The organism is Variovorax sp. 3319 (assembly GCF_031456585.1).
In the GTDB taxonomy this organism is placed as follows: domain Bacteria; phylum Pseudomonadota; class Gammaproteobacteria; order Burkholderiales; family Burkholderiaceae_C; genus Variovorax; species Variovorax paradoxus_P.
The window spans coordinates 218,154-230,342 of the sequence record NZ_JAVDUZ010000007.1 but is presented as its reverse complement, the minus strand read 5'-3'; the positions used below and the strand labels follow the sequence as shown (position 1 = coordinate 230,342).

At 66.9% G+C, this 12,189-nt stretch carries 10 protein-coding genes; 6 read left to right on the top strand and 4 right to left on the bottom strand.

Annotated features, from left to right (window positions below; genetic code table 11):
• Positions 1 to 57 precede the first annotated feature (57 nt).
• Positions 58 to 870 carry an ABC transporter ATP-binding protein gene (locus tag J2X67_RS16135; protein ID WP_309954284.1) on the top strand — a complete coding sequence of 271 codons (813 nt, stop codon included), beginning with the start codon at positions 58 to 60 and terminating at the stop codon, positions 868 to 870.
• Between the two features lie 154 nt (positions 871 to 1,024).
• Complete coding sequence (locus J2X67_RS16130) at positions 1,025 to 2,272, top strand: AMP-binding protein (RefSeq protein WP_309954283.1); 1,248 nt, start codon at positions 1,025 to 1,027, stop codon at positions 2,270 to 2,272.
• Here the strand turns inward: J2X67_RS16130 and J2X67_RS16125 are convergent.
• Entirely contained in the window at positions 2,263 to 3,282 is a 1,020-nt protein-coding gene (locus tag J2X67_RS16125; RefSeq protein ID WP_309954282.1) for a hypothetical protein, read from the bottom strand. The two genes, J2X67_RS16130 and J2X67_RS16125, sit on opposite strands and share 10 nt — an antisense overlap.
• Positions 3,283 to 3,414: 132 nt before the next feature.
• Positions 3,415 to 4,533 carry a citrate synthase/methylcitrate synthase gene (locus J2X67_RS16120; protein ID WP_309954281.1) on the bottom strand — a complete coding sequence of 373 codons (1,119 nt, stop codon included), beginning with the start codon at positions 4,531 to 4,533 and terminating at the stop codon, positions 3,415 to 3,417.
• A gap of 77 nt (positions 4,534 to 4,610) precedes the next feature.
• Here J2X67_RS16120 and J2X67_RS16115 point away from each other — a divergent pair, with 77 nt between their 5' ends.
• Positions 4,611 to 5,777: a citrate synthase gene (locus tag J2X67_RS16115; RefSeq protein ID WP_309954280.1), complete on the top strand. Its 1,167-nt coding sequence runs from the start codon at positions 4,611 to 4,613 to the stop codon at positions 5,775 to 5,777.
• A 21-nt stretch (positions 5,778 to 5,798) separates the two neighbouring features.
• On the opposite strand, the gene J2X67_RS16110 is transcribed toward J2X67_RS16115, so the two are convergent.
• Together J2X67_RS16110 and J2X67_RS16105 are read right to left on the bottom strand one after the other, a co-directional pair.
• A complete protein-coding gene (locus J2X67_RS16110) occupies positions 5,799 to 6,368 on the bottom strand; it encodes a type 1 glutamine amidotransferase domain-containing protein (RefSeq protein ID WP_309954278.1) in 570 nt (189 codons plus the stop codon).
• 128 nt (positions 6,369 to 6,496) lie between these two features.
• Positions 6,497 to 7,687 carry a M48 family metalloprotease gene (locus J2X67_RS16105; protein WP_309954277.1) on the bottom strand — a complete coding sequence of 397 codons (1,191 nt, stop codon included), beginning with the start codon at positions 7,685 to 7,687 and terminating at the stop codon, positions 6,497 to 6,499.
• 206 nt (positions 7,688 to 7,893) lie between these two features.
• Between J2X67_RS16105 and J2X67_RS16100 the strand changes: the two genes are divergently transcribed.
• The 3 genes from J2X67_RS16100 to J2X67_RS16090 all read left to right on the top strand — a co-directional run bounded on the left by J2X67_RS16100 (position 7,894) and on the right by J2X67_RS16090 (position 12,174).
• Entirely contained in the window at positions 7,894 to 8,868 is a 975-nt protein-coding gene (locus tag J2X67_RS16100) for a tripartite tricarboxylate transporter substrate-binding protein (protein ID WP_309954275.1), read from the top strand.
• Positions 8,869 to 8,977: 109 nt separating this feature from the next.
• Positions 8,978 to 9,754, top strand: coding sequence for a hypothetical protein (locus J2X67_RS16095; RefSeq protein ID WP_309954274.1), 777 nt, complete (start codon positions 8,978 to 8,980; stop codon positions 9,752 to 9,754).
• Positions 9,751 to 12,174, top strand: a complete 2,424-nt coding sequence (locus tag J2X67_RS16090; RefSeq protein ID WP_309954272.1) for a hypothetical protein — start codon at positions 9,751 to 9,753, stop codon at positions 12,172 to 12,174. Before J2X67_RS16095 ends, J2X67_RS16090 begins: the two co-directional genes overlap by 4 nt.
• The last annotated feature ends 15 nt before the right edge of the window (positions 12,175 to 12,189 follow it).

The following is a 12,189-nucleotide window of genomic DNA, read 5'->3' as shown; positions in this document are numbered from 1 at the left end:
CATTCGAAAGAACAGCTGCCTGTCGTCGTTGTTCTTTCGAATGCTTCGGACCACACCATGAGCGAATCCAAAATCCTTCTCAATGTCAACGGCATCGAGGTCATCTACAACCACGTCATCCTGGTGCTGAAGGGCGTGTCGCTCACGGTGCCCGAGGGCGGCATCGTGGCGCTGCTGGGCGGCAACGGCGCGGGCAAGACAACCACGCTGCGCGCCGTGAGCAACCTGCTCGCGGGCGAACGCGGCGCGGTGACCAAGGGCACCATCGAGTTGCGCGGCGAGCGCATCGAGGCGCTGTCGCCCTCCGAGCTGGTGAAGCGCGGGCTCATCCAGGTAATGGAAGGCCGCCACTGTTTCGCGCACCTGACCATCGAGGAAAACCTGATGACGGGCGCCTACACGCGCACCGACGGCAAGGCGGCAGTGCAGCAAACGCTGGAGAAGGTGTATGCGTACTTTCCGCGGCTCAAGACGCGCCGCACATCGCAGGCGGCCTACACCTCGGGCGGTGAACAGCAGATGTGCGCCATTGGCCGCGCGCTGATGGCCAACCCGACGATGGTGCTGCTCGACGAACCATCGATGGGCCTGGCGCCGCAGATCGTCGAGGAAGTGTTCGAGATCGTGAAAGACCTGAACACCAAGGAGCGCGTGACCTTTCTGCTGGCCGAGCAGAACACCAACATGGCGCTGCGCTATGCCGACTACGGCTACATCCTGGAGAACGGCCGCATCGTAATGGACGGCGAAGCCAGGAGCCTGCGCGAGAACGAGGACGTGAAGGAGTTCTACCTTGGCGTCGGCGGTGCGGACCGAAAGAGCTTTCGCGACGTGAAGAGCTACAAGCGGCGCAAGAGGTGGCTGGCGTGAAGCCCTGTCGTGGATTGGGGCGCTCCTGTTCGGGGGGCGCACCCGCCGACGGGAGAAATTCGCGGAGGGGAGAACCCGGTGGCCTGTGCACACGCCCCGAACGCGTCCGCATTGGACTTCCACGCGTTGCAAATCAAGACATGAAGGTACGGACATGACCGACCACTACGACAAGCTAGAAATCCGTGACCCCGCCGAACGAGAGCGCGACCTCCTGGCCGCGCTGCCGAAGCAGATTGCGCAGGCCCAGACCGCAGCGCCTGCTTTCGCAAGAATTCTCGACGGCGTAAAGCCCGCCGACATCACCACACGCGAGGCACTCGCCAGGCTGCCCGTCACGCGCAAGACCGAACTGCTCGAACTGCAGAAGCAGCGCCGCACCGACGACCCCTTCGGCGGCTTCTCGACCATCGGCCGCGGCACCCGCATGCCGCGCGTGTTCGCAAGCCCCGGCACCATCTACGAGCCCGAAGGCGAAGCCCGCGACTACTGGCGCACTGCGCGCGCATTGCATGCGGCGGGGTTTCGTACCGGCGAGCTCATTCACAACAGCTTCAGCTACCACATGACACCGGCCGGCTCCATCATGGAGAGCGGCGCGCGTGCCATGGGCTGCACCGTGTTTGCGGGCGGCACCGGGCAGACCGAACAGCAGCTCGAAGCCATGGTCGACCTCAAGCCCGAAGGCTATGCGGGCACGCCGAGCTTTCTGAAAATCTTGCTCGAGAAGGCCGAAGAAAAAGGCCTGAAGCTGCCTTCGCTCACCAAGGCACTTGTTTCCGGCGAAGCCTTTCCGCCCAGCCTGCATGACTGGATTGCGGCGCACGGCGTGAAAGGCACCCAGTGTTACGCCACCGCCGACCTCGGCCTGATCGCCTATGAGACCAGCGCGCGCGAAGGCCTGGTGATCGATGAGGGCGTGCTGGTCGAAATTGTGCGCCCCGGAACCGGAGACCCCGTGCCCGACGGCGAGGTGGGCGAAATTGTGGTGACCACCTTCAACCCCGACTATCCGCTGGTGCGCTTCGGCACCGGAGACCTCTCTGCGGTGCTTGCGGGCACCTGCCCCACGGGCCGCACCAACAAGCGCATCAAGGGGTGGCTTGGCCGCGCCGACCAGACCACCAAGGTGCGCGGCATGTTCGTGCATCCTTCGCAGGTCGCTGAAATCGTGCGGCGCTTTCCGGAGATCGTGCGTGCGCGCCTTGTGGTGTCGGGCGAAATGGGCGACGACCAGATGACCTTCAGGCTCGAATGCGCCGGCGCGCCGGCCGGGCTCGATGCACGCATCGCAGATGCGGTGCGCGAGGTGACAAAGCTGCGCGGCACCATCGAACTGGTGGCGCCCGGAACGCTGCCGAACGACGGCAAGGTGATCGAGGACGCGCGCAGCTACAAGTAACGGCGGTAGAAACGGCGCGTGACTGCACGCGCCACAAACACCAGCAGCACAAGGTAGACCACCGCCATTGCAACCGCGAGCATCACGAAGCTGCCGCTGCTGCTTTGGCCCGAAAAGCTCACGCTCGCAATCCACAACAGGCCGCCGACCGCGAGTGCAATGCACACCGCCTGCAGCAGCGCAAAGGCCGTGACCGCCGCCGCCACGGCCCGGAAGGGACGCGTCTGCGCAGGCGCAGGTTCGGCGCCAAGCCACCCGCCCCAGAACGCCAGCCCATAGACCAGCAGCGGAAGCGCAAACCAGGCAAGAAGAAGCGGCAGCACTTCGGAGTCCCGCGACATATCGACCCAGCCGCTCGCGGCGTTGCCGATCCACATCTGCAGCGAGACGAACATTGCGGCAATCACCAGTGCCACCGCGCCGCGCGTCGATGCGGCGCCGCCAGGCTCCGCGCCGTAGCGTTCATCCTCGATTGCAATCCCGCGCTCGCGCAATGCAAAACGAGCGGCAAGCCACACGCTCGCGATGACGACGAGCACCTGTAGAACCGACTGGAGCAGCATCGACATGGCCATGATCGACCGCAAGCCGTACGCATCGACCGCCTCGTGCATCGGCCCGCCCGGCATGAAGAGCACCTGTGCCTGGTAGAACAGCGGCGTCAGCGCAAGGGCGTTGACCACCATCGCCGGCAGGAACACGGCGGCAAAGCGACTCCCCGGGCTGCGAAGCTGCGCAACGCGGGCGGCACCGCGCTCGTCGAGCGCCTTGCGCGCATGGCACCACGCCAGCGTGGCGGCCAGCAGCCAGGCCGTTGCAACGCGCGACAGCAGCGGAACCCACACGCCCGGCTGCGCGTACACGCTGCGCATCTGCTCGCTGTGCGGCGACGATGGCAGCAGCTGCACCGTCATGCTGACGATGAACAGGGCCGCATCGATGGCCACCACGATCCATGCAAAGTCTCTGGGCAGGCGCTGCGCGCGCTCGAAAGATGGAGATGCCGCCATACGATAGGAATACTTTCGCCTTGATGAGCCCATCATCCGGCACGCACGGGGCCGGGCAATGTAAAAGCGGCGAGCGTACCGGATCGCGATGGCGGCACTCCCGAGGCCGTGCAAAGCACGTCCAGGGTGTGCTCAGTGCGCGAGCGCGGCCTCGGCTTCTTCGGGCGGGGGGCCCACATACACCGATTGCGGCCGTATCAATCGGCCCTTCTTCACCTGCTCGCGCGCATGCGCGATCCATCCGCTCACGCGCCCGGCCGCGAACACGCAGGTGAAGCTCTCGCGGCCGAAGCCCAGGGCTTCGAGCAGCAGCGCGGTGTAGAACTCCACATTGGTTTCGAGCGCGCGATCGGGCTTTTTCTCGCGCAGGATGGCGAGCGCGGCTTTCTCGGCGGCCTCTGCCAGTTCGAAGCGCGCGGCGTTGACGGCGCCGTCCGCGCTCAGGCGGCGCAGCGCACCCTTGAGCGCATCGGCTCGCGGATCGCGCACGCGGTAGATGCGGTGGCCGAAGCCCATCAACCGCTGGCCACCCGCCACAGCCTCTTCGAGCCAAGCGCGGGCGTTGGCCGCGGTTCCGATGGCGTCGAGCGCATCGAGCACCGGCCCGGGCGCACCGCCGTGCAACGGACCCTTGAGCGCGCTGATGCCGGCGAGCACCGCCGACGCAAGCCCCGCGCCGGTCGAAGCCACCACGCGCGCGGCAAAGGTGGACGCATTCAGGCCGTGGTCGCAGACGGTGACCAGGTAGGTGTCGAGCGCCGCAACCTGCGCCCCGGTGGGTGCGCGGCCGTGCAGCATGCGAAGCATGTCGGCGGCTTGCGGCAGTGTTTCGTCGGGTGCAAGCGCCTGCACGCCCAGCCGCCAACGCATCACCGCTGCGGTGTAGACCGCGGGCGCAGCCACCAGGCGCAGCGCAGTGGCAAGGTCGTCGCCGTCGGGCAGGCGTGCCATCAAGGCCCGAACCGCTTCGATGGGCGGGAGCTTGCGCAGCATGGCATCGTCATTGGCCTGCAGCCGCTCGAAGGCTTCGCGCCGCGCACGGCCCAAGCCGCTGCGCAAGGCGGCCGCGTCGGGGAGCTTTTCGAAGAAGCCCTCGAACAGCAGCGCCACGGCGTCTTCGTAGTGCCAGTGCTGCGCAATTTCGCGGAGCTCGTGGCCTCGAATCACCAGCCGGCCAGCGGCGCCATCCACTTCGGACAACACCGTGTGCGCGGCCACCACGCCTTCGAGACCGCCATCTTCGTCTTTCATTTCTTGTGCTCCTTGATGAGATGGCGTTCATTCTGTCGGCGCTAATATTGACGTCAATCTTGATTTATTCCATCAACATGACCAAGCCTCCGCTCTGGCTTTCCGCCGCACAGGCGCTCGAACTGATGCGGGTGCGGCCGCAAACGCTCTACGCCAGCGTGAGCCGCGGCCGCATTCGCGCCAAGCCCGATGCGGCAGACCCGCGCCGCAGCCTCTACCACCGCGAAGACGTTCAGCGCACCGCGGCTCGCACGCGCGGGCGGCGCACCAGCGAGGCAGTGGCGAGCGAAGCCATTCAATGGGGCGAACCGGTGTTGCCCTCCGCCGTGTCCACCGTGGCTGACGGGCGGCTCTGGTATCGCGGGCAGGACGCCTGCCTGCTGGCGGAACACGCAACGCTCGAAGAAGTGGCAGGGCTCCTGTGGGAGAGCGCACCGCCGCGCTTTGCCTGCACCGCTTCGCCCCAGGTGCACAGCACAAAGCAGTCAACACCCCTTCAGGCCGGCTTGCTCGCACTCGCAGGGCGCGCCGCAATCGACGCGCCCTCGCGAGGCCGCTCGCGCGCAGTGCTGCAGGCCGAGGCGGCAGAGGTGATCGGCACGCTTGCAGATGCACTGCTCGGCCCGCCTTCTTCCGCCGCCCTGCCCTTGCATGCACGCCTTGCCGCGGCGTGGCGCCGTCCGAAAGCGACCGATGCATTGCGCAGGGCACTGGTGCTCATGGCAGACCACGAACTCAACGCATCGACCTTTGCCGCGCGGGTGACTGCATCGACCGGCGCCTCGATGGCCGCCTGCCTGCTGACGGGGCTTTCAACGCTGACAGGCCCTTTGCATGGCGGTGCCGCGGCAGCGGTTCAGGCACTCGTGCGCAACGCCGCTGCATCGGGCAGCGATGCCGCGGTGCGCGAATGGCTCGCGCACGATCGCGCGCTCGCGGCTTTCGGCCATCCGCTGTATCCGCAAGGCGACGCGCGCTGCGCGGCGCTGCTCGCGGACGTCGTGCTTCCGCCCGTGTTCGCGGACCTGCGGGCAACGGGCGAAAGGCTGCTGGGCGAAGCAGTGAACATCGACTTCGCACTGGCCGCACTGGCGGCCGTGCACAAGCTTCCGACCGACGCGCCGTTGACGCTTTTTGCGTTGGCGCGCACCGTCGGCTGGACGGCCCACGTGCTCGAGCAGCAGGCCACGGGGCAACTGATAAGGCCGCGTGCGCGCTACACGGGGCCGGCGCTCACGCGGTGAAGGGCACCGTTCCTGCTCGCGTCAATGAATGGCGTCTTCGTGAGCGAGCTCGAACAGCGTCGTCATCTCCCGGTTGAATGCGGGCAGGTCGTCGGGCTTGCGGCTCGTGACCAGGTTCTGGTCGACCACCACTTCCTGGTCGATCCACTTTGCGCCTGCGTTCTGCAAGTCGGCGCGCAGCGAAGGCCATGACGTCATCCTGCGGCCCTTGACGCCGCCTGCGTCGATGAGCGTCCACGGGCCGTGGCAGATTGCAGCAATGGGCTTGCCCGCATCGACGAAGGCGCGCACGAAGGCCACGGCCTTTTCATTGATACGAAGTGCATCGGGGTTGACGACGCCGCCGGGCAGGAGCAGCGCGTCGAAGTCGTCCGCGTTGGCGTTCTTGAGCATCACGTCGACCTCGAAGGTGTCGGCCGGGTCGAGGTGTTTCCAGCCGCGCACGCTGCCGTCGAGCGGCGAAACGATTTGCGTCTGCGCGCCGGCCGCGTCGAGCGCCTTGCGCGGCTCGGTCATTTCGACCTGCTCGAAGCCGTCCGACACAAGAATGGCAACCTTCATTCCGTCGAGTGAAGATGAAATAGCGGGCATGGGTAAAGCACTCCTTGAAACAAGAACTTCACCCTAGAGCCGATACCCGCGGCGTGCATCGGCACCCGTCGGGTCCGCCTGTCGGACAGTTCGACAGGCGGAAAACTTCTCTTACGCTTTGATCGCGTTTACTTGCGGCAAGAAATCGGCAAAGCCTTTTGCGAGAGGTCGTCGCCAGCCACGCAGTTCCAGGCAATGCCGTCTTCGGTAGCCGAGGGCTCCATGCGCAGCGTGCCCTTAGCCTTGGGGAGCTCCACGTCGACCACCATGGTGTCGGTGTCGAGCGTGAGGGCCGAGCCATTGGGCAAGGCCGCTGGCGCGCCAGCGGCTTCAAGAGACTCGGGAATCTCCTGCTTCTCTTTGTAGTAGTTGCCCAGCGCTTCGCGCACCGGCGCAGCCTCGGACCAGGCCTGCGATACGGCCGCGCGCGACTCGTACTCCTTGTAGGCCGGCAGTGCCACTGCGGCCAGCACGCCGATGACGGCAACCACCACCAGCAGGCCCAGCGCGCCGCCGCCGGCACGGCCGGTGTAGGGCACGAAGATCGCGAGCACATAAGCCAGCGGATTGCGGCTCGGCAGCTTGGCGGCCGGGTCGATGGTGCGCGCCACCCGCTTGGTGAGCCACGGATAACCGGCGATCAGTTCATGGAACGAAGCCCAGAAGCCGCTGTTGCCAGCCGACTGGTTGGCATAGCGCTGCAGGTCGACATTGCGCCATTGCTGGGCGCCGGCAGCCAGGGCCACGAGCGCCCGAGGCGCGGAGTCGGCCTGCTCGCAGCAGGCGGCGCCGTGCAGGTCGCACGTGTATTCCTGCGCCCGTGAATAGGCTGCGCCGAGCAGCGGAATCCACAGCACCGGTGCGCGCCAGATGTGGCCCGTGAGGTGGCCGCGGCGGATATGGCCGAGCTCGTGGCCGATGTAGAAGTTGATGCCGTCGGGCTGGGCTTCCATGGCGTCGACCACGTCGGACAGCAGCACGACGAAGTTGCGGCCGAAGAAGCGCGTGGCAAATGCATTGAAGATGCCGTCGCCATGCAGCAGGTAGGCCTCGGGCGGCTCCTCGATGCCGAGATAGCCGCAGCAGGCCTGGAAGCGCGCATGCAGTTCGGGCAGCTGGGTGGGCGAAAGCTTGACGGCCGTGCCCTTGATCCACGCAATGACGGCCGACTGTGCGAACACATAGCCGATGAAGCCGAGCAGCACGTAGATGAGCGCAATGCCGAAGGTGCCGAGCACCAGTGCCGCCCAGACGAGCAGGCCCAGGCCGAGCGTGATGTTGCCGAGCCAGCGCTCGCGCGGATAAACCCATGGATCCATTGGAATTTCCTCCTCGATGCGGCCCCGGGGGCCGCCGGTGTTGTGGTTGTTTTTTCGCGCCCCCTCAGGCGCGATATGCGAGGCCGAATCATGCCCCAGGAAACCACCTATATCGGGATCCCCCTAAGGGCTATTCGCTAGTGGTCAGGTCGCGGTCAGCCCTTATGATCGCGGCCATTTTCAATTTCACCGTCTCCGGAGACACCATGAAGAAACTGCTTGCACTCACGGCGCTTGCCGCTGCCGCCCTCGGCGTCCACGCCCAGGATTTCCCCGCAGGCAAGACCGTCACCCTGGTGGTGCCGTTCTCGGCTGGCGGCCCGACCGACCGCGTCGCACGCGACCTCGCCGAATCGCTGCAGAAGACCCTCGGCACCACCATCGTGGTCGACAACACGGCCGGCGCCGGCAGCTCCATCGGCACGGCCAAGGTGGCGCGCGCCGCACCTGACGGCTACACGCTGCTGCTCAACCACATCGGCATGTCGACGATGCCGGCGCTGTACCGCAAGCTGCCGTTCAATGTCGAAAACGACTTCGAGTACCTCGGCATGGTCAACGAAGTGCCGATGACGCTCATCGGCAAGCCCACGCTGCCTGCCAACAACTACAAGGAACTGACGAGCTGGATCGCAGCCAACAAGGGCAAGATCAACCTCGGCAATGCGGGCCTGGGCGCCGCCTCGCACCTGTGCGGCCTGCTGTTCCAGAGCGCGCTCAAGGTCGAGATGACGCCGGTTCCCTACAAGGGCACCGCGCCGGCCATTGCCGACTTGCTCGGCGGCCAGATCGACCTCTTGTGCGACCAGACCACCAACACCACTTCGCAGATCGAAGCCAAGAAGGTCAAGGCCTACGCAGTCACCACCACCAAGCGCCTGAGCACGCCGGCCCTGAAAGACCTGCCCACGCTCGCCGAATCGGGACTGAAGGACTTCGAAGTGACGATCTGGCACGGCGTGTATGCACCCAAGGGCACGCCCGCGCCGGTGCTGAAGAAGCTCAACGACGCCATCAAGGCCGCCATGAAGGACCCTGGCTTCATCAAGCGCCAGGAAGGCCTTGGCGCGGTGATCACCACCGACAAGCGCGTGGAGCCGGCCGAGCACAAGAAGTTCGTCTCGGCTGAAATCGCCAAGTGGGGCCCGATCATCAAGGCCGCCGGCGTGTACGCCGACTGATCCGGACACGCAAACAAAGCAGCCGAAAGGCCGCCTGAGCCCGCATGGGCCAGGCGGCTTTTTTCGTTATGCTCGCCGGACTTTTCTTCCGCCTCGCGCGACCCCTTTCATGCGTTTTCACGGCACGCTGCCGGTGCTGGCTTTTCTTGCCCTCCTGACGCATGGCGCCGCGGCGCTGTCGCGGCCGATGCAAGAGCCCCAGACGCTGCTCTGGATGTGGGACCGGCCGCAACGCTTCGATTCGCTGCCCGATGGCATCGGCGTGGCCTACCTGCATGCCACCGTGCAGCTGAGCGGCGAGCAAAGCCGCACGGCCTGGCGCCAGTGGCCGCTGCGCCTTGCACCTGGCATCATTGCGGTTCCGGTGGTGCACGTCGCGTTCGACAACCTCGCGCCCTCACCGGTCAACGAGGCGCAGCAGGGCGCGATTGCCGCGGCCGTTGAACATGCCGCCAGGCACAACCGCTCGGGCTGGGTGCAGCTCGACTTCGAGGCCCGCCGCAGCCAGCGCAGCGCCTACGTTGCGCTGCTGCGGCGCCTGCAGCCGCTGCGCGGCAGCGTGCGGCTCTCGGCCACGGCGCTTGCCTCGTGGTGCATGGGCGATCCATGGCTCCCGGCCGAACTGCTCGACGAAGTGGTGCCGATGTACTTTCGCATGGGCGCCGAATCCGCGCGCATCAACCAGCGCCTTGCTGCAAGCGGCTCGGCCTCAGTGCCGGCTTGCAGGGGCGCGGCGGGCCTGCTGCTTGGCGAGAGCTGGCCCAGGCTGAACGGACTGCGCCGGCGCTACGTGTTTCATGCCGTCACGTGGAAGCGCGAAGACTTCGGACGGATCAGCGACACCTCCACCAGACCAGCCAAGGCAATGAGGAACACGCCAGGATGACTTTCTCCAGAAACACGATGCGCATCGGCGCGGGGCTGCTCGCCCTAGCGAGCCTGCTCGGCGGCGTTGCGGCGCACGCCAGCGGCGGCTACGAACCCGAAGACCTGTTCTTCGCGACCAACCGGCCCGATCAACCGGTGCGCGAATTCGTCGAACGGCCTGCGGGCTACTACACCAGCTACCTCGTGCCCTACCAGGTGCTCTGGTATTGGCGCCTGCACGGCCAGGCCTTTTCACCCGAGGCGGTGCGCGTTTTTTCGGAGTTGCTCGAAAAGCTGCCCCGCGAAGACGGCGGCATGGACGAGACCGACAAGGGCGTGGCCGAATGGCAGAAGGCGCGCAGCAGTGCCTACGCCGCGCTGGGGCGTCCGCTCCCGGCCTCCGATGCAGCGACCGCGCCATCACAGCAGCAGCCGCAATGGAACGCCGAAAGCCTGCAGGCCAGCCCCAACTGCTTCTATGGCGATGCCTTCCGCAACGCCGCCAGGACGCTGGCCCAGCGCATCGAACGCACGGCCGCCGACAAGGCCGCGGTGCCCCACGTGCTGCATTGGCTGCAAATGCAAGATGCGGTGTTCAGCACTTGCGACGAGAAGGCCGCCACCGCGCCCGCGCTGCCCGCCAGCGCACCCGCATGGCTCCAGGCCGACAACGCCTACCAGATGGCCGCGCAGCGCTTCTATGCAGGCGACCTCGACGGCGCCGACGCCGCATTCGCGGACATCGCGGCCGACAAGACCAGCGCGTGGCGCGACCTCTCGGCCTACATGCGGCTGCGCGTTCTGGCGCGAAGGCATCCTGGCGGTGAGCCCTCTGCATCGGAGCGCGACGCCGCGGGAGCGGAAAGCCCCGAAGCCTTGAAGCAGCAGGCCGAGCTCACGCGTGAAGTCGATGCCATTGCGCAACCGCTGCTGAAGAACCCGCGGCTGAAGGCGCTGCATCCGTCGGTGCACCGGCTTGCCGAGGCACTGCGCATTCGCTATCTCACGCCCGGCACGCGCGTGCAGCGCCTGGCAGACGGGCTCGCGGCCATGGGCCCGCCCGACGTGGCAGCCGCAAGGCTGCTGTTGCTGAACCACGAGTTCCGCAACTGCGCGTTCATGGGCTGCTCATACATCGGGCCGGCGCATGGCGCGGATCTTGTGCAGTGGCTCAGCGTGGTGCGCAATTTCGAAAGCCACGGCGACGGCAGCGCGCCGTCCGGCAAATGGCGCGAAACCGTGAGCTGGGACAAGTACCAGCGCACCCGCAACCTGGCCTGGCTGATGGCCGCGGCAAGCCTGGTGCCTTCTTCGCCTGCGGCCGCGCCGGGCGATACGCGGGAAGCCGAACTGCAAGCCGCGCTGGCAGCCGTGCCCGAGAATCATCCTGCGCGCTTCGCGGCCACACAGCTGCGCGCGCAGCGCCTGTTCGGGCAGGGCCGCTATCAGGAAGTGCGCTCGGCGATGGCCGGTGCGGCCGATTCGCCGCTCATCGCGCACAGCCTCTCGGGGCATAACCTCGTGAAGGCGCTGCTGCTGCCCACGGCCGCTTCGGAAGAAGAGTGGCGGCGCCTCGCCATTCGCCCCGTGGTCGCGCGCCGAGACCCCGAGGCCATGGAGGCCCGGACGGCTGCCCCGAACACAGGCCGCCCGCCGCTGGCCACTGCCTTCGACGACGACGTGATCCGCTTTCTGAACTTGCGCGCACCGTTGCCGATGTGGCTTCGCCTGTCCGCCGACGCGGGCCTTTCGCCTGCGCTTCGCGACGCGCTGCTCGAAACTGCGTGGACGCGCGCAGTGCTGGCCGAAGACTACGCACTGGCGCGCAGCGCGGCTGGCCTGCGCGTCGCATCGGCGCCGCGGCCGCCCGCAAAGGGCGCCGACCCGCTTGCCGGGCTGCGCCGATCGGCCGCGCTGCCGGACACCGACACGGCTGCATGGAAAAGACTGCTGCTCGAACGCATGGCCAGCACCACCGAAGTGCTCGCCGCTCCGCACTGGCCTGGCGCCGGCTGGAGCGTGCGGCCCGCACCGCTGTTGCCCGGGCGCGAGGCGGGTGACGACTCGAGCCCCGCCATCAACAGCTACGGCAAGTGGTGCCGCCCGCTCGGCGCCGAGGCTGCCAGCGCCGCGGATCTGGAGCCGCCCGCGTTCTTGCCGAAGGACGAACGCGATCAGCAGGCCAGGCTGGTAAAAAAGCTGCGCCTCACGCCGCCCGATTCGGTCTACTTCACGCAGGAAAGCCTCGCGCTCATGCAGCGCAACCGCAACGATCCGCTGGTGCCGCAGGCGCTCTCGGTTTCAGTGAAGATGGCGCGCTATACCTGCCAGGACAAGACAGTCGGCGACTGGTCGCGCAAGGGCCTGCAGGCCCTCCACGCCAACTATCCGAAAACCACCTGGGCGGCCGGCACCCTCTATTGGTACGGCGGCCGCTGAGGCAGCGCTGCTGCC